Consider the following 19,489-nt stretch of genomic DNA (forward strand, 5'->3'; position numbering starts at 1 on the left):
GGCGGACGACATGACGATTTTGGGTTCCCGCAGCGGTAGTCAGATCCTGCGGACCTTCCTTCCGTCACAGACGGTCGACCTCCGGGGCGGCATCTACCGGGTGGATGAGTGGTCGGCACCCATGCCGATCGAAGTCGACTCCGACCTTGTGCGATGGAGCCTGTTGGCCGAGATCGGAGCCTGGACGGCCAACGACAAGGACAGCGGCATGGCCGCGGAACTGCTGCGCAAAGCGCCGATCGAGGTCGTCGAACTCGACGACCGACGGGGTGTCACGGTCGAGCGGTATCCGCGAGTGTGGTTGTGCCGGGTGTGCAAACGCATCGGCAAGTCCGACGAGGTGCGTTGCATCTGCGGGAAACGCTCTTGGGGACAGCTGCACTTCGTCGGCGTGCACGAATGCGGTGCCATCGTCGAGCCATGGATCCGGCGCTGTCCGGACCACGACGACGTGCAGGTGGTCATTCCCAAGAGCGCGAAGGCGTCTGACATCCGCTTCGTCTGCCCAACCTGTCAAAAGGCGACGATGTCCGGCGGGCTCGGCTACGGCAGAAAGTGCGCATGCGGGGACGGGCTCGTGCGTTGGAACGTCCACAAGGCCCGCATGGTCTACGTCCCGCGCGGCATGGTGCTGATCAACCCGCCGCGTCCGGAGCACCGCGAAAACCTCAAGCTTGCCGGCGGTCCCCGGAAGGCGCTCATCTGGGTCGTCGAAGGGTTGACGGCGGCGAAGCCGGCTGACCTCACGGCAAAACCGACGCGCCAGGAATTCATCAAACAGATGATCTCCAACGGGATGGCATCCGATTTCGCGGAGTCCATGGCGGACATGGCGGAGAAGGGCGGCCAACTCGCGGGCACCGGCGATCATCCGATCGATCAGTTGGCGCCGCATCGCCGGGACGAGGCCGAGCGCGAGGCTGTGGACATCGCCATGGCCCTGGCCGAGAGTCGGACACCGACGACCGAGCTGCACGCTCCCGACCCTGACGGTGCTCTCGGAGTGCGCTATCGGGACAAGTATCCGCTGGCCCTGGACCGGGCCGGCATCGACGGGCTCGACCTGGTCGACAGGTTCCCCGTGCTCAACGCGATGTACGGCTACACCCGTGGCGAGGACGACCCGTCGAAGTGCCGGCTGGTGCCGTTCCGCCGCAAGCGGGGTGGTTACCGCCTTTACGGCAACCTGGCGGAGACCGAGGCCTTCCTGATCCGCCTCGACCCGGTGCGTGTGGCGAAGTGGTTGACCGTCCGCGGCCATCGGCTGTCCGGCTGGACCCCTGAGTCGACCGACCCGTTCGCCGCTCGAGTCGCCATCCTGGAGTCCGCCGTGATCCCCACCAAGCGCGACGATCCCACGGTGGAGTCGGCGGGCACCGACATCCTCAAGCTGATCCACACGTACGCGCACCGGTTCATCCGGCAGACGGCGGTCTTCTCCGGTATCGAGCGAGACGCTCTCAGCGAGTACCTGGTGCCTGGCCACCTCGGCTTCTTCGTCTACGCCGCGGCCCGCGGCGACTTTGTCCTCGGCGGCATGCAGGCGGTCTTCGAGTCCAATCTCGACGACCTGCTGACCGCTTTCGTCGACGCCGAGCACCGCTGCCCGCTCGATCCCGGCTGCAGCATGGGCAGTGGTGCGTGCAGTGCCTGCGTGCACCTCGGTGAGCCATCGTGCCGGTTCTTCAACCGGTTCCTGGATCGGGGTGCGCTCTTCGGCCGGGACGGCTACCTGCGCAAGCGACTCACGGCATGATCCCGCACGTGCGCTCCCGCCATGCCTGTTCGACTCGGTCGGCCGCGGCCGGCGCCGCCTCGTGCTCCCAGACGTGCAGGACCGTCCAGCCGAGATCGTCGAGCGCGGAGTCCTTGGCGCGGTCCCGGGCGACGTTGCGGTCGAGCTTCGCTTGCCACCAGTCGCGGTTGTTGCGCGGCAACGTACCGTGCATCGGGCAGCTGTGCCAGAAGCAACCGTCGACGAAGACGGCGATCTTCACCCGGGTGAACGCGATGTCCGGTCGCCCCGGCAGTGCCGGATGGTTCACCCGGAACCGCAGCCCGCGGCGATGTAGTTCACGGCGCAGCGCCAGCTCCGGTTTGGTGGCCGCCCGCGCCTGCCGGGCCAGGCGGGCCGACGTGGCGGCGTCCAGCGGCGCCGGGACGGTGGACTTTCGGCCCATCGCTCCAACCTATCCGGTGGGATCCGGTCGGCTCGTCTCCAGTTAGGCTTCCGTGCAGAAGCCGACTTGTAGCCGAGTGTTCCTTTCGTCTGAAAAGTGGAGATCTGTGCTTTGACGGCAACGAAGCCCGACGTCCGCCGCTCGCTCGCCCCCGGCGCGGTAGTCGAGATCCGTGACGAAGAGTGGCTCGTCCGCGCGACCGAAGAAACCCCCGACGGCACTCTCGTGCATGTGCAGGGCCTCGGCGAGCTGGTCCGCGACACGACCGCCTCGTTCTATACGAGCCTCGACGCGATCACTCCACTGGAGCCGGCGGACGCGAGGGTCGTCGCCGACGACAGCCCGCGCTACCGTACGGCCCGGCTATGGCTGGAGTCGACGATCCGCAAGACAGCCGTTCCGCTCGCCGACCAGTCGCTGTCGGTGGCCACTCGCGGCCTCGCGGACGCCCTGAGCTACCAGCAGTCGGCCGTCCGCAAGGCGCTCGACCCCGCCAACCTGCGGCCACGGATCCTGCTCGCCGACGCGGTCGGCCTCGGCAAGACCCTCGAAATCGGCATGATCCTCTCCGAGCTGGTCCGTCGCGGCCGGGGTGACCGCATCCTGGTCGTGACTCCCCGGCACGTGCTCGAACAGATGCAGCACGAGCTGTGGACTCGCTTCGCGTTGCCGTTCGTCCGGCTCGACACCGCCGGCATCCAACGGGTACGCCAGAAGTTGCCGGCGACTCGCAACCCGTTCACCTACTATCGCCGCGCGATCATCTCGATCGACACGCTCAAGTCCGACCGATACGTGGCCAGCCTGCGCAAGCAGCGGTGGGACGCGGTGGTCATCGACGAGTCTCACAACCTGTCGAACGCCGCCACCCTCAACAATCGCCTCGCCCGCCTGCTGGCCCGCAATGCCGAAGCCCTGATCCTGGCCTCAGCCACCCCGCACAACGGCAAGGCGGAATCGTTCGCCGAGCTGGTGCGCCTCCTCGACCCCTCGGCCGTGCCACCCAGTGGCGAGCTGAACCGTGACGAGGTGCGCCGGCTCGTCGTCCGGCGCCACCGGCACAGCCCCGAGGTCGCCAACGTGGTCGGCGCCGACTGGGCCGAGCGCCAGGAGCCGAACAACGTCCTCGTGCCGGCCACCCCGGCGGAGAACGCCGTCGCCGACGAGCTTGAACAGACCTGGCTGTGGCCCGGCGAAGGCGGCAGCCCGTACTCGGGAGCACGAGGGACGTTCTTCCCCTGGACGCTGGCGAAGGCGTTCCTCTCCTCACCGGCGGCGCTGAAGGAGACCATCGAGGGCCGAATCGATCGAGTCCGTAGTGACAGGAAGGTGTCACCCGACCGGGCAGAGGTCGAACTGCGAGCGCTTCGTCACCTTCTCCACCTCAACGAGCGGACCCTCAGCGAACCGTCGGCCAAGTACACGCGCCTTGTGTCGTACTTGAAGGAGATCGGCGTCGGCCCGTATTCACCCACCCGCGCGGTGGTCTTCGCCGAGCGCCTGGAAACGCTGCGCTGGCTGCACCGCAGCCTGCCGAAGGCCCTCGGCCTCCCGGCGGGTGCCGTCGAGCTTATGCACGGCGGCCTCACCGACCAGGAACAGCAGGAGGTCGTCGAGCGCTTCAAGCAGGAGCAGGCCACCGTACGCGTGCTGGTGACCGGCGACGTCGCCTCCGAAGGCGTCAACCTGCACGCCCAATGCCACGAGCTGATCCACTACGACATCCCGTGGAGCCTGATCCGCATCGAGCAGCGCAACGGCCGCATCGACCGCTACGGCCAGAAGCACCCACCCCGTGTTACCGCCCTACTGCTCGACCCGGCCAGCGAGAAATTCTCCGGTGACGTACGCGTGCTCGCCAAGCTGATCGAGAAGGAGGACGAGGCCCATACCGCGCTGGGCGATGTCGCCTCCTTGATGGGTCAGTACGACGTCAAGGGAGAGGAGGACGAGATCCGTTCGGTGCTCGCCGGCACCAAGCAGCTCGACGACGTCGTCCGACCGGTCTCCGAGGTCGCTGCTGGAAACGACCTCTCGGCCTTGTTCGCGCAGCTGTTCGACGCTCCGGACAGGCCAGTCGCGGAGCCGGCAACCACTGTGGTCGCGGAAGATGCCGCGGGCGTGGACACGGGCCTCTACGACGACGAGGTGTCTTACCTGGAGGAGGCCCTGCGGGAGGCGTTCATCGATCCGACGGCATCGCCCGTACGCGGCGGCGTCGGCTGGCGCCGGGACGAGGCATTCGGCACCGTCGAGCTGACCCCGCCGCCCGATCTGGTGCAACGCCTCGACGTGTTGCCGCAGAGCTACCTCGCCGAGCGCAGGGTGACCGAACGCCTGGTACTCGCCACGACCACGGCCCGCGGCAAGGAGCGACTCGCGGCCGCCCTGCGCGACCGTAGCGGTACGACGTGGCCGGACGCTCATTACCTGAGCCCACTGCACCCCGTTCTCGACTGGGCCGCCGACCGGGCCCTGGCCGCCCTGGGGCGTAACGAGGTGTTCGCCGTGCGCGGTGCGGTCGACGCCCCGACGGTGCTGCTGCTCGGCACGCTCACCAACAAGCGGGGACAGGTGGTCTCCACGGCCTGGCTGACGGCCCAGTTCCCCGTCTCGGACGATCCGTCGTTCGTCCTGGTGACGCCGCAGGGCTCGGCGCGCGGCGCGCTGCGGGATCTCGGTTGGGCCGATCCCCGCGCCAACCCGGGCGCCCTGCCCTGGACCGACACCCTTCAGCCCTTGATCGCACCCGCCGTCCGCGAGGCCGCGGCCTACCTGGAGAAGAACGTCTTCGAGGCGGCCAGCCGCGACGCCGAGCAACGCGTCGAGAAATGGCGCCGCAAGCTCGATGCGTGGGACCACGAAGCACCGGATGTCCTGCTCCGGCGCAGCGACGTACAGGCCAGCCGGGCACGAATTGACGAGGAACGCGAATTGGCCGACATGATGACTCCGGCCCGGCAGTTGGTGCGTCCGCTGCTGCTGGTCGTGCCCGACACGAAAGGTACAAGCGAGTGAGCGGGTCGGACGCGATCCTCGTCGGCGAGGGCTGGATCTCGGAGCACTACTTCACCACCGAGGCCACCAAGGAGTCGTTCCGCGCCAAGGTCTTGGAACGCCGCGCAGCATGGGATGCCGAGGACGCGGCGAAGCGCTCGACGCCACGATCCCGGTTCATCACTGCTCGACAAGAGCTGGAAACCGACCTGGCCACCCTGACCGAGCTGCTCGACCCGGCCGCCGCCACCGACCAGCCTGACAGCCGAGCAGCCCACGGCGTGCCCGCCCGCGTGGCCACCACGATGCGCACCGTCATCGGCCTCGATGCGCCCAGCCTGGTCACCGCCCAGACCGGGCCGATCACCCGGGTCTCCACGATGGGCGTCTCGGGGCACCCACCGCTGGTCGTGATAGCCGGACTCCCGGTGGCCGCCGTGGAGGAGTTGCTCACCCGGGACACGGTGACGCTCGCCGAACCCGTTCAGCTGACCGACGACGGCGAGGAGATCAAGAGCGTCGCCCGGCTGCTGTCCGCCCTCTTCGTCGCCGACGATGCCCCGGACCTGGCGCTGGTGCTGGCCGGCCGGTGGGCGCTGCTCGCCGAACGTGAACGCTGGGCTGAGGGCCGCTACCTCGCCGTCGACGTGCAGCTGGTCTGCGAGCGCAACGACACGAAGAAGGGTGGCGAGATCGACCGGGCGCTGGCCTGCCTGTCCGCCGACTCGATCGCACCGGACGCCGACGGCAAGCTGTGGTGGCACGGCGTGCTGGAGGCGTCGGTCAAGCACACCGTCGGCGTTTCCCAGGACCTGCGCGACCGCGTACGCCTCTCGATCGAGATCGTCGCCAACGAAGTCGTAGCTCGCCGCCGTGCCCGAGGGTTGCCGCCGCTGCCAAAGGCCGAGGCGCAGCCACTGGCCCGGCAATCGCTGCGGTTCCTCTACCGGATCCTTTTCTTGCTGTACGCCGAGGCATCGCCTGAGCTGGGCGTGCTGCCGGTCGGTGCCCCCGAGTACGACCAGGGCTACAGCCTGGACCGCCTCCGTGAGCTAGTGCAGGTCGAGCTTGCCACCCCCCGGGCCCGGGCCGGCACTCACCTTTACGAGTCGCTGGGCGTCCTGTTCCGCCTGGTCGACAAGGGCACCGACCCAGTCGGCGACGACGAGGCCGCAAGCGCTTCGAGCTTGACGTTCAACCCCTTGCGCGCCGACCTGTTCCGGCCCGCGGCGACGGCGCACATCGACGAGGTCGGCCTCGGCAACGCCGCCGTCCAGCAGGTGCTAACGCATCTATTGCTCAGCAAGGAGCAGCGCGGCCGGGACCGGGGCTTCATCTCGTACGCCGAACTGGGCATCAACCAGCTCGGCGCGGTCTACGAGGGCCTCATGTCCTACACCGGCTTCTTCGCTGACGAGCGAATGTTCGAGGTGGCCAAGAACGGTGACAGCTCGAAGGGGTCTTGGCTCGTTCCCGACGGCCGCGCCGACCACATCGACGCTGCCGACTTCGTCAAGACCATCGACCCCGGAAACGGGGAGGCGCGGCCCGTGGTGCACGAGCAGGGGTCGTTCGTGTTCCGCCTCGCCGGGCGGGAACGCCAGCAGTCGGCCTCGTACTACACCCCTGAGGTGCTCACCCGCTTCACCGTCGGCCAGGCGCTGGAGGAACTGCTCACCGAGGAAACGACCGCCGAGCAGATCTTGCAGATGACGATCTGCGAGCCGGCGTTGGGGTCGGGCGCGTTCGCCATCGAAGCGGTCCGGCAGCTTGCCGACCACTACCTCAAACGCCGCCAGAAGGAACTCGACCAGCGCATCGACCCGGACGACTATCCGAAGCGCCTCCAGCAGGTCAAGGCATACCTGGCCCTGCACAACGTCTACGGCGTCGACCTCAACGACATGGCAGTCGAGTTCGCCGAGATCACGCTGTGGCTGGACACCATGGTAGAGGGCCTGTCGGCACCCTGGTTCGGCCTGCACCTGCGCCGCGGCAACTCGCTGATCGGCGCCCGCCGCGCCATCTATCGCCGCAGCCAGGTCGCCGACAAGTCGTGGCTGGGCGCCGTGCCGACCGAGGTGCCGCTGACGTCCCTGGTGACCGACATCCAGGACGGTCGCGTCGCCACCGACGGCATCCACCATTTCCTGCTGCCGGCCGACGGCTGGGGCTCGGCCGCCGACGCGAAGGAAGCCGTCAAGCTCGCCCCAGACAAGAACGTCGCGAAACTCAAGGAATGGCGGGGCAAGACCAAGAACAAGCCCACCAAAACCCAGGTCGACGCGTACGCGGAACTCGCGCACCGGGTCGAGACGCTGTGGCAGATCGCCTACCGACGGCTGAGCATCGCCGAGCAGGAGATCCGCCGCTCGATCCCGGTCTGGGGCGCGGGCGACCTGCCGGCCGGCGGGGCGGTGCAGCGCGAGCAGATCGAGGCGGCGCTGGCCGACGAGGAAGGCGCCTACCGGCGGTTGAGAAGGGCCATGGACGCCTGGACCGCGCTCTGGTTCTGGCCGCTCACCGATACCATCGCCACCGTGAACGACGAGGTGGTCGCGCCCCCGACGACCGCTCAGTGGATCGAGGGCCTGCAGGCGCTGCTGGGCCGCAACCCGGACGTGCTCAAGCGCAAGCCGGTCGAGCTGCGGTTCGGCGCGGGAATGAGCTGGGAGGAGCTCGACGAGGCCGAACGCCTGGAGATCGGCTTCGCCAGCGCGGAAGCCATCGACGAGGTGCTCCAGAAACACCCGTGGCTGGTGGTCTGCGAGCGAATCGCCCAACGACAGGGCTTCTTCCACTGGAACCTCGACTTCGCCACGGTCTTCGCCCGCGGCGGCTTCGACCTACAGGTCGGCAACCCGCCGTGGGTGCGACCGCGTTCCGACGTCGATGCCCTGCTGGCCGAGGGCGATCCGTGGTGGCAGCTCGCCCACAAGCCGACACAGGCGCAGGTCGCCGCAAAGCGCACCGCCACTCTCGCGCTGCCCGGCATGACCGAGTTCGTCACCGACGGCACGGCAGACGTGCTGGCGACGGCAGCGTTCGTCGGAGCGCCCCCGCAATATCCGCACCTTGTCGGACTGCAACCGGACCTGTACCGCTGCTTCATGGAGGTGATGTGGCGGCACGGGTCGAACCGCGGCAAGATCGGCATGATTCACCTGAACTCGCATTTTACCGACGAGAAAGCGGCCCTACTCCGCTCCGAAGCGTACCTTCGACTCCGCCGCCACTGGCATTTTGTGAATGAGCTCAGCCTCTTTGACATTCACCATCTCGTTCATTACGGCATCACAGTGCAGGGATATCGGCAGCCGGCTCCGGCGTTCATACAGGCATGCTGGCTCTACCACCCTGACACCGCGGTGCGTTCCCTTGCCCACGATGCCTCAGGGCCGGAGCCTGGCCTCAAGGACGACGACGGGAACTGGGATGTGCGCCCGCACGGGTCGCGGATCACGAGGGTCACCGACGAGACGCTGCGCGCCTGGCACGCCACGATGGAGAACGACGAGGTGCCGATCCGGCAGACCCGGATGGTGTATGCGGTAAATCGCTCCAGCGCCGCCGTGTTGGAAAAGCTGTCACGCGCACCACGCATGGGTGAACTGGGGCTGCGCTTCTCCGCTGGATGGCACGAGAAGAATGATCGAACTAAGGGCTACTTCGAGTCGGAGTGGGCGGTGCCGACCTCGTGGGACGACGTGATCCTGCAAGGGCCGCACCTGTTCGTGGCGACACCGCTCTACAAAACGCCGAACCCGACCATGCGCAACAACCAGGACTGGTCGGCGACGGACTTCGAGCAGTTGCCGGCCGACGCGATCCCGGCCACCGCCTACCAGCCTATCGGCGACCGCTACGACTACGACTGCGCCTACACCGACTGGGGCGACGAGGAGCACCCCGACCCCGCCCGCGACCACTACCGCATCGCCTGGCGCTACATGGCCGCCAATCAGGGCGAACGCACGCTGATTCCGGCCATCCTCCCTCCTGGAGCCGCTCATACGGACGGAATCATGTCAGCGGCATCCCCTCAGGACGGGAAGGCGCAGATGATCGCCGCTGGGTTTTTAGGCTCTCTCGTCTTGGACATGGTGGTGCGCATTTCACCAAAATCTACTGTCAGATCGGGAACGATACGGCGGCTACCAATTGCGAAGCAGCATAAGCTAGTCGGCCTTTTGCTTCATCGGACACTGCGCCTCAACTGTGTCACCGCCGTATACGCCGACCTTTGGCAGCATTGCTACCAGGAGGACTTCGGCGATGACGCGTGGGCTGGCGGGTTTTCGCACCGACGGCGTGGCTCGTTCGGGCGTGTCGGCCGAAAATGGACTTCCGGCACGCCGCTTCGAATTGCTGCGGACAGACGCCAGGCCCTCATGGAGACCGATGCGTTGGTCGCGCTGATGCTAGGTCTGACTGCTGATGAACTGTGCTCGATCTATCGCACCCAGTTCGCCGTGCTTCGCGGTTACGACCGGACCGTCTATTTCTACGACGCCAACGGTCGGCTTGTGCCGAACTCAGTGCTCGCGGTGTGGCGGAAGAAGGGTGAACGGATCACCGTGGAGGAGCGCACGGCGACCAACCAGGCCGGATACACCTACACCTACGAGCTGCCGTTCGTCACCCTGGATCGGGAGGCGGACATGCGGCAGGCGTATGCGGTCTTCGAAGAGCGGCTGCGGGAGCGGTCGTGACCGAGCTGCTCCCCACCTTTCAGGCGGCCCGGGTTCGGCAGGGTTTGGTCGACTATCTGACCACAACCTTCGGGCTGACCGACGGGGACGCGCGGGACGGCCTGGACCGCTTCCTCTCCGACCCGGTCACGGGCATGTTCAAGGGCCCGTACGTGCGCTTGCGCCTGCCGTTCCGGCCCGCCGAGGAGGGGTGGCGAGAAAGCCTCGAGTGGTACGAGGGATTTCCGCCCTACGGTCACCAGGCGGCCGCGTTCGCCCGGCTGGCGTCGGCGGTGGACGGTCAGCCACGACGGCCGCTGCCGACGTTGGTCACCACCGGCACGGGTTCGGGCAAGACCGAGGCGTTCCTACATCCGATCTTGGACCACGTCATCCGGGCCCGGCGTGACGGGGTGGCCGGCACGAAAGCGTTGATCCTGTACCCGATGAACGCGCTCGCCAACGATCAGGCGGCGCGTTTGACCAGGATGCTCACCACCCATCCGGAGCTGGCTGGGGTGACGGCCGCGATCTACACCGGTCAGGAGGGCCCGACCCGCACGACGGTCACCCCGGACGGCCTGATCACCGACCGCGCGGTCATCCGGGAAACCGCTCCGGATCTGCTGCTTACGAACTACAAGATGCTCGACCAACTGCTGCTGCGGGCCGAGGATCAGGAGCTGTGGCAGCAGTCGGCGACCAGCCTGCGCTACCTGGTGTTGGACGAGTTCCACACGTACGACGGGGCGCAGGGAACCGACGTGGCGATGCTGTTACGTCGGCTCGGGCTGGCGCTCAAGAGTCACTGGCGTGACGACGATCCGCTGATCGACGAGGCGGCCCGGTCGCGTCCGCTCGGGCTGATGACGCCGGTGGCGACCTCCGCGACGCTGGGCGACAGGGGCGACGCGTCGGTGATGCGGGGCTTCGCCCAGACGGTTTTCGGAGAGCGTTTCGACTCGACGTCGGTTGTCACCGAGACCCGGCTGCGCCTCGACGAGTGGACGGTAGGTTCGGCCGAGACGGTGGCGGCAGCCGGGTTCACGGCGAAAAGTCTCGACGAGTTGCGCGCCGCGGGGCTTCGGCCACTGCCTGAGGTGAGTCTGGATGCGGTCGGCGCGGAGACCGCGTACGCCGTCCTCGGTTTGCTCTATGGGGTGCCCACCGACAAGCTTGCCGGCGCGGCACCGGAGCTGTTGTCGGCGTTGTGCCGGGCGCACCCGCTCGTGGTCGATCTCGCGCGGACGGCAGGCCAGGCCGTCGCGATCAGCGACCTGGCGCTGCGGGTGTTCGGGCCGCAGGCCGAGCCGGAGCAGGCCGAGGCGCTGCTGTCGCAGGTGTTGGCGATGCTGGGGCACGTGCGCAAGGTCGTCGGCCGGGACGCCATGTCGGTCGACGTGCACCTGTGGGTGCGGGAATTGACCCGCATCGACCGGGCTGCGGCGGCGACCGCCCGGTTTCGGTGGAGTGACGACGGGCCGGCGGTCGCCGGTGACGAGGCCGAAGAAGCGCGCCCATCCTTTCCGGCCATTTTCTGCCGACATTGCGGGCGCTCCGGCTGGGGTATCGGGCTCGCCCCGGTGGGTGACAGCCTCGCCCCGGACGACGAGGGAATCCGTCGGCAGCACGCGGCCCGGGAGGGCCGGTTCCGGCCGTTGCTGTACGCGCCGGCCGAGGCCGCCGCGCGGTCGGGCGACGAGGCGCCGGACGAAGGGCTGGTGTGGTTCGCGGTACGCAGTCGGGAGCTGCTGTCCACGGTCGGCGAAGACGATCAGGATCTTCGGGACGGGTGGATCCTGCCGGTGTTGACCAACGTCGGGGCCGCCGCCGACGATCTCAGCCGCAAGGACACCTGCCCGTCGTGCGGCCAGGAAGACGGCATCCGGTTCCTCGGCAGCGCCATCGCGACCCTGCTGTCGGTGTCGCTGTCGACCCTGTTCGGGGCGCCGAGGCTGGCGGCCGAGGAGAAGAAGGCGCTGGTCTTCACAGACTCGGTGCAGGACGCGGCGCACCGGGCCGGTTTCGTGCAGGCCCGGTCGCACACCCTGACGCTGCGTTCGGTGCTGCACGAGGCGGTCGCCGAGGGGGCGTTGACGCTCGACCGGCTGGTCGAGGAGGTGCTGGCGCTGGCCGCCGACAACCAGGTGCGGCGCTACCGGATCCTCGCGCCAGACTGCGCCGACCGGGAGTCCTTTGCGCCGTTCTGGCAGGCGGCGCGGCAGCGGGCCGTCAAGACGTCGGTGCAGTCCCGGGTGCGCCGACGGCTCGCCCTCGACGCCGCCCTGGAGTTCGGCCTGAACTCGCGTACCGGTCGCACGCTCGAACTGACCGGCTCCGTCGCGGTCGAGGTGGAGGCGGGGCTGCCGGCCCGCATCGCCGGCCTAGCCCGTTCTGCCTTGAACGGCACCTCGTGGCAGGAGCATCTGGACTCCTCCGGCGTCGGCGACGACCGGCTGGTGCAGTGGGTGCGCGGCGTCCTGGACCGGATGCGGGCACAGGGTGCGATCGAGCACCCCTGGTTCGAGCGCTATCGCACCGACGACGGCCGCGACTGGTCGATCTGGGGAGGCCGGCCCCGCAGCGACGGCATGCCGGCCTTCCCCCGTGACCGGCCGCGACCGGCGTACCCGAAGGTGGGCGGCACGCCGGGGCCGACGAACTACTCCCACCTCGATCCGGTGACCTCCGCCCAGTCCTGGTACGCGCGGTGGACGTCGCGGGTGCTCGACGTCTCGCCGCCCGACGGTGGCCGACTCGCCCGGGTGCTGCTCGATCGGCTCGCCCGAGACGGTGTGCTGACCACGACGACCAGCCAGTCCGGCGCCACCGTCTACGCGCTGCCCGCCGCCGGGGTGGTGGTGGCACCCACCGACGAGGCCGATCTGGCCGCAGGGCGGCACCTGCTGGTCTGCGACACCTGCCGTGGCGCCACCCCCGGCGGGATCGCCACCGTGGCCCAGCTGGCGGGGGCGCCGTGCCTGAACGTGCGCTGCCGTGGGCGCCTACAGCCTCAGCCGCTGGCGGACAACTTCTACCGGCGGCTCTACGCGTCGCCGGACATGCGCCGGGTCGTCGCGCGGGAACACACCAGCCTGCTGGACGACACAACCCGGCTGGCGTACGAGGACGGCTTCCGCGGTGCGGCGACCAGCCCGCAGGCGCCTAACGTGCTGGTCGCCACGCCGACGCTGGAGATGGGCATCGACATCGGTGACCTGTCTGCGGTGTTCCTCGCCTCGCTGCCCCGTACCGTGGCGTCCTACCTGCAGCGCGTCGGCCGGGCCGGACGTCTCACCGGCAACGCGTTCGACCTGGCCTTCGTCACCGGTCGCGGTGAGCACCTGCCGAAGCTCGGCGACCCGCTGTCCGTGATCGACGGCGAGGTGCGGCCTCCGGCAACCTACCTGGCGGCCGAGGAGATCTTGCGGCGGCAGTACACGGCGTACCTGATGGATGCCCTCGCTCGGGAGCCGCGCAGGCGGCATCCGAGGAAGGCCATCGGCGCGATCGGATCGTGCGCGCCCGGCACCTTCCTCGGTGATCTCACCCTGCGCGCCGAGCAGCTCTGGGAACAGGACCTGGCTCGTTTCGTCGCGACGTTCGACGATCTCCCCGGTGAGGTCGTGGACGGGCTGCGGGACTGGCTGATGCCGAAGGGCGGCCCCCGCAGCAGCGGTTTCGCCCGGCACCTCCGCGAGGCCAGCGATCGTTGGCGGCAGACCGTGGCGGTGTTGGAGCAGCGCCAGGCCGCGATCACGGCGCTGCTTCCCGACCTGGAGGCGCGGGCACAGTCCCCGGCGGTCACCGACGACGACCGGCAGGCGCTGCGGTCGGCGCAGGCCACCCGCAGGTTGACCAGCGGCCAGCTGGCCCATCTGCGGAGCACCTACTGGATCGGTGTCCTGGAGGAGTACGGGCTGCTGCCCAACTACACGCTGCTCGACGACGCCGTCACCCTGGACGTCGGCCTGTCCTGGATCGACCCGGACGACGGCAAGTACCGCTACGACAGCGCACAGTTCCAGCGCGGCTCGGCCCAGGCACTGCGCGAGTTCGCCCCCGGCGCCACGTTCTACGCCCGTGGCTGGGAGATCGAGATCGACGCCGTGGACCTCGGCCTGGACGGCGCATCGATCCGTACCTGGGCCTTCTGCCCGGACTGCGGACACGCCGCCGACCTCGCGGCGACCGGCACCGAGGTCGTCCCGGTCTCCTGCCCACGCTGCGGGAGCCGCGGCATTCACGACACCGGGCAACGCCTGGACGTCGTGGAGCTGACCCGCGTCTCGGCCGAGCTGCGCCGCGACGAGGTGGCCATCTCCGACCGGCGCGACGAACGCGGCCGGGTCGCGTTCCAGATTGTGCCCACCGTCGACGTCGACCCGGACAACGTGACGCGACGCTGGTTCGCCGAAGGCGTCGGGTTGGGTTGCAGCCACCTGCGCTCGGTCGACATCCGCTGGCTCAACCTGGGGCCGTCGGGGCACGGACAGACCCGGACCATCGCGGGCGGCGAACGGCAGGGCACCCTGTTCCGGGTCTGCTCCGGCTGCGGGAAACGGGACACCGAATCGGGCCGCAACCGCCCCCACGAGCATCGCCCGTGGTGCCCGCACCGCACCTCGCCGAAGGAAGTAACCAGCACCGTCGCCCTGTCGCGGACGCTGCGCACCCAGGGCCTGCTGATCCGGCTGCCGCACATCGTCAGCCTCGGCGACGACTTCGCGATGCCGAGCCTGTCCGCGGCGCTCTTGCTCGGTCTGCGCGAGCAGATGGGTGGCCATCCCGATCACATCCGGGTCGAGCAGGTCGTCGACCCGACGCTGTCCGACGGCCGCGACAACCACGACGCTCTTCTGCTGCACGACACGGTCCCCGGCGGTACCGGCTACCTGGCCGGCATCGCCGATCCGGACCAGCTTCGAGAGCTGCTGATCCTCGCCTGGGACCGGGTGCGGGACTGCGAATGCCGCCTCGAGGAGCGTCTCGCCTGCCATCGCTGCCTGCTACCGTTCACGCCACCGGGAGTGATCCGCCGGGTCTCGCGGGCCTCGGCCGAACGGCACCTGCGCACCCTGCTCGGACTGGCTCCCGACGACCAGACGGCCGAGGACACGACCTGGACGGTGACCGAGGTGGCCCCGCACGAGGAACCAGAGTCCCATCTGGAGCGTGCCTTCCACCGGGTGTTCCTGGGCCGGCTGCGCCGGTGCGGCGCAGCCGTCACCGAGACACCGTCCCCGGTCGGCAACATCGCCCGGTTCACTCTGCCCGGTACGCCTCGTCACTGGACGCTGACCCCGCAGGCGAACGTGGCGGATTCGCGGCCGGACTTCCTGCTCAAGGCCAACGACACCAACGTGCCCGACGTCGCGATCTTCACTGACGGCCGGGCCTACCACGCCACCGCCGCGGTGAACCGGCTCGCCGACGACGCCGCCAAACGCGCGCATCTTCGTGACCTCGGCCTGGTGGTCATCGGGCTCACCAGCGCCGACATCGCCGCCGCTGAGACCGGCACGCACACCCCGCCGTCCTGGTGGAACGCCGCCCTGGCCGGCAACCTGATGAACGTGCCCAGCTTTCAGGCGCCGCCGGAGGCGTACAAGGCAGTGGGCCGAGGCGTGATCGACTGGCTGGTCGGCTGGGTCGTCGACCCGAACCCCGCCGCGGTGCAGGCAGTGGCCCGCGCCGTGCCGATGTTCCTGTCCGCCGGCGCGCAGCCGGTCCAGATTCCCCCGGACCTCGCTCTGGCTCAGGTAGGTCGCGCCGTGCTGCTCGGTGAAGAATCGCCCACCGGCGAGCGTCGGGTGCATCTGCATCGAAGCGGTTCCCTCGCGGCCGTCGTCGAGATGAAGCCCACTGCCGTCGTCGAGGTCACGATCGTGCTCGACGACCGCTCCGAGGTGCTCGACGAGAAACACGCCGGTTCCTGGCGTGCCTGGTTGCAGCTCGCGAACGCGGTCGGCCCCCGCGACTGGCCGACCGCGGTGACGACGACCAGCCTCGTCGAACCGATCGCCGGCAAGCCGGACACGGCCCAGCCGCGCCGGCCGTTGGGCGCCTGGGCCGACGTGTACGAGGCCGCGTTCTCCCAGGCCGAGAAGGAACTGATCGCTGCCCTGGCCGACCACGACGTCGCACCGCCGACGGTCGGTGCGGAAGGTCCCGACGGCATCCCGATCGACATCTGCTGGCCCACGGTGCGCGTCGCCGTCGCCTTCCCGCACATGCCGCCGGAGGACCGCACCGATCTTGCCCGCCACGGCTGGCGCCTGGCGGAGCCCACGCCGGCCGACGTCGTCGCCGCCCTGGCCCACGCCGCCGTCGACCCGGACGAAGGACACTGATGCCGACCATCATCATGGGCAAGCTCGCCAGCAAGATCGACGGCTCGGTCCGCGGCAAGGCGATGACCTTCCTGCAGAAGCTCGGCGTCGACGATTCGACCCCCGGACTGCACATCGAACCCATCCAGCACAGCGCCGACCCGCGAGTACGCACCGGACGGGTCGACGAGTTCTGGCGGGCCGTCATGTTCCGCCTCGACGGCGACGGCGAAACCCACTACGTCATCCACGGCATCTGGGCCCACGACGACGCCATCGCCATCGCCCGACGCGTACGCCTGAGAGTCAACCCCATCAACGGCCTGCCTCAGATCGAAGAGATCGAGGCCGCCCCGGCACCCACGCCTGAACCGCCGGTCGCTGAACCGCCGGCGAAACCGGTCGAGCCGTTGTTCGTCCGCCTCGGCCACGACCGCGTCGACCTCGTCGAACGGCTCGGGCTTCCCGAAGACGTCGTCACCCGGGCCGTCGCCGCGCCCGACGAGGACGCCATTCTCGACCTCGCTCAGCATCACGAGGGCTGGATCGGCACGATCTTGGTCGATCTCGCCGCTGGAGACAGAATCGACGCGATCGTCCAGCGCATGCAGCTGGAGAAGGCGTCCACCTCCGGAAACGACGACGCCGACGTGCTGCAGTCCCTCAAACGGCCGGCGGCCGCGCTGCAGTACGCGTTCATCGACGACCAGGAGGAGCTGCGCCGGGTCATCGAGGGCGGCGACTTCGGCGCCTGGCGCATCTTCCTCCACCCTGAACAGCGCCGCTATGTCGACCGTTCGTACAACGGTCCGTTCCGGCTCTCGGGAGGAGCCGGCACCGGCAAGACCGTCGTCCTCGTCCACCGGGCCCGCGCCCTCAACCGGCGCGACCCCGACGCCCGGATCATCCTCACCACCTTCACCACCAACCTCGCCGACGCGTTGGGCGACAGCCTCACCCACCTCGACCCACGAGTCCCCCAGGCGAAGACACTGGGCCAACCCGGCGTGTACGTGAACGGCGTGGACGCGCTGGCCTCCGCGGTGCTCCGCAACGCCGGCCACGGCCTCGCCGCCGCCATGCGCGACGTCCTGGGCGAGGAACGAGCGACGCCGCTGGCGCGCACCGCACCGACCCGATGGCGGGAAGTCGTCGAATCGACCGGCACCATGCTGCCGCACGAACTCGCCAACGAGACGTTCCTCGCCACCGAGTACGCCCACGTCGTCCTACCCAACAAAGTGCATGACGAGGTTGCCTACCTGCGGGTACGCCGTCCCGGCCGAGGTGTCGCTCTGGATCGCGCCAAACGCCGGGCCGTGTGGGCGCTCATCGAGGCGTACCGGGCACGGTGCCGCGCCGAGGGCAGCGTCGACTTCACGGAGGCCGCCGCGGTCGCGGCAGCACACCTGACCGCAAGCGGCGAGCACCCCGCCGACCACGTGCTCGTCGACGAAGGGCAGGACCTCTCGCCCGCGCACTGGCTCCTGCTGCGCGCCACGGTCGGTGAGCACGCCGACGACTTGTTTATCGCCGAGGACTCCCACCAGCGCATCTACGGCACCCGAGTCGTCCTCGGACGGTACGGCGTCGCGATCGTCGGACGATCCCAGCGGCTGACACTGAACTACCGCACCACGGCGCAGAACCTGGGGTACGCGATGAGCATCCTGGACGGCGCGGATTACGTCGACCTCCAGGACGAACCGGAAAGCACTGGATACCGCTCTGCCCGCTCCGGTCCAGCACCCGTGGTCGAGGTCGTCGAGTCGCTGCCGGAGGAGATGACCGCCATCGTGCGGCACGTCCGCGCCTGGCTCGACGCAGGTGACCCCCTGGAGAACATCGCCGTCCTCGTTCCCGACCGATACCACCGCGACCGCGTCGTGACCGCCCTGACCGACGCCGGCATCGACGCCCGCGCCGTCGATCGAGACCGACCACCGACTGGCCGAGTGCCGGTACTCACCATGCACCGCGCCAAAGGCACCGAATTCTCCAAAGTGGTCCTCGAAACGGGTAAGCCGTCTCCGGCCGAGCTGGAACGCCTGGGATCGCTCGACCCCTCCGAACGAGCGGACGCGGAACTGCGTGCCCGGTCCTTGAGGTACGTGGCGGCCACTCGCGCTCGCGACGCACTCGTGGTCGTGAAGCGCCGCTGAGGCTGCTGCCGGAAGGCTCGGCTCGGGGACGCGATAGTCACGGCCTGGGTCGAAGAGGCTGGGCTGCGTGGCGACTGGTGTACGTACGCGATCGGGATGCCGGTGATCCCGGTGACGGCGAACCCGGTGGTCGCACCGCCCACGACGACGGTCAGCGGGGCGGCAGCCGCCATCACGGTGAACACCAGCGGCCACACACCGAGACGGCTGCGCGCCAGGGTGGCGTTGACCGTGTCGGTGGAATGCTGAGCAGACATACGGGGATCCCTTCGAGCGGATCGGATGGATCAGCGGCGGGTGATGATCGAGTCGCCGACGGCGGCCTCGGTGTGGGCCAGCAGTTCCCGGACCGGGGCGGGAGCGGTGGTGACGGCGGCGCGAAGCCCGGTTTCGAGGTCGGCGGGATGGCCGAGCAAGACCGACCGGTACAGGTCGGTGGCCAGAATCAGGCCGCCGAGGACGGTGTCGAACCCGTCCAGCGGTTGGCCTTTCTGCAGGCGGCCGGAGAGGCGGGCCCAGGGCCAGGCAGCGGTATTCATGTCGGTGGGCACGTATCGCACCCGCCGCCCGAGCAGTCGTCGCTCGGTGGTGTTGCGCAGGTGTCCGGCCCGGGTGAGCCGGTCGGCGACGTCCTGGTGGGCAGTCCGGGCGAGGTAGGCCAGCCAGGTCCGGACCGGCAGGGCGGATCGTTCGGCGGCCAGCCGGTCAAGGACCGTGTGCGCAAGCGCGTCGATCGGCGGCTCCGCGTCCAAGATGATCACCTGCCCGCCCGGCAGCGCGAGCCTGCGTGCCAGCACCAGCTCGGCCAGCAGCGCCGCGGCCAGACCCAGACCGGTGACGTGATCGTCGAGCAGCGGCCGCCCGTCGTCGTCACGGTGGGCGAGCCGGAACAGGTCGTCGGCGACCAGCGGCCAGGTCGGCCGTCGTGGTCCGGCCTGCCATCCCCCGACCGCAGTATGCCGTCCTCGGGTCGGCGCGGAGCCGTTCGGAAATGCGGTATTGATGTACGCCATGACCAGACCGCCTATCGGCGGTTCTCACGGCCGGTGGTCGCATGGTCGATCTCGCGCTGTTCCAGGTAGTCCGCTGCGCGGATGCGCATGTCGTTGTCTCCTGTTCCAGGATCG

The 19,489-nt window shown here is 69.1% G+C and carries 8 protein-coding genes; 6 read left to right on the forward strand and 2 right to left on the reverse strand.

The genetic code is table 11. The annotated features are described in order from the left end of the window. The first annotated feature begins 10 nt into the window (after positions 1-10). Complete coding sequence (locus AB0K03_RS20775) at positions 11-1,756, forward strand: hypothetical protein (protein WP_364687220.1); 1,746 nt, start codon at positions 11-13, stop codon at positions 1,754-1,756. On the opposite strand, the gene AB0K03_RS20780 is transcribed toward AB0K03_RS20775, so the two are convergent. Beyond that, positions 1,746-2,180, reverse strand: coding sequence for a very short patch repair endonuclease (locus AB0K03_RS20780; protein WP_364687222.1), 435 nt, complete (start codon positions 2,178-2,180; stop codon positions 1,746-1,748). The two genes, AB0K03_RS20775 and AB0K03_RS20780, sit on opposite strands and share 11 nt — an antisense overlap. A 111-nt stretch (positions 2,181-2,291) precedes the next feature. Here AB0K03_RS20780 and AB0K03_RS20785 point away from each other — a divergent pair, with 111 nt between their 5' ends. The 5 genes from AB0K03_RS20785 (at position 2,292) to AB0K03_RS20805 (ending at position 18,611) form a co-directional block, all read left to right on the forward strand. Further along, positions 2,292-5,198, forward strand: a complete 2,907-nt coding sequence (locus AB0K03_RS20785; RefSeq protein ID WP_364687224.1) for a helicase-related protein — start codon at positions 2,292-2,294, stop codon at positions 5,196-5,198. After that, a complete protein-coding gene (locus AB0K03_RS20790) occupies positions 5,195-9,889 on the forward strand; it encodes an Eco57I restriction-modification methylase domain-containing protein (protein ID WP_364687226.1) in 4,695 nt (1,564 codons plus the stop codon). The genes AB0K03_RS20785 and AB0K03_RS20790 overlap by 4 nt, the downstream gene beginning before the upstream one ends. Beyond that, a complete protein-coding gene (locus AB0K03_RS20795) occupies positions 9,886-16,221 on the forward strand; it encodes a DEAD/DEAH box helicase (RefSeq protein WP_364687228.1) in 6,336 nt (2,111 codons plus the stop codon). Before AB0K03_RS20790 ends, AB0K03_RS20795 begins: the two co-directional genes overlap by 4 nt. Then, positions 16,221-18,362: a UvrD-helicase domain-containing protein gene (locus AB0K03_RS20800; protein ID WP_364687230.1), complete on the forward strand. Its 2,142-nt coding sequence runs from the start codon at positions 16,221-16,223 to the stop codon at positions 18,360-18,362. Before AB0K03_RS20795 ends, AB0K03_RS20800 begins: the two co-directional genes overlap by 1 nt. Before the next feature lie 96 nt (positions 18,363-18,458). Further along, positions 18,459-18,611, forward strand: coding sequence for a hypothetical protein (locus AB0K03_RS20805; protein ID WP_364687232.1), 153 nt, complete (start codon positions 18,459-18,461; stop codon positions 18,609-18,611). Positions 18,612-18,649: 38 nt separating this feature from the next. On the opposite strand, the gene AB0K03_RS20810 is transcribed toward AB0K03_RS20805, so the two are convergent. After that, a complete protein-coding gene (locus AB0K03_RS20810) occupies positions 18,650-19,375 on the reverse strand; it encodes a GPP34 family phosphoprotein (RefSeq protein ID WP_364687234.1) in 726 nt (241 codons plus the stop codon). Between the last annotated feature and the right edge of the window lie 114 nt (positions 19,376-19,489).

It is taken from the genome of Actinoplanes sp. NPDC049316 (assembly GCF_040677315.1).
In the GTDB taxonomy this organism is placed as follows: domain Bacteria; phylum Actinomycetota; class Actinomycetes; order Mycobacteriales; family Micromonosporaceae; genus Actinoplanes.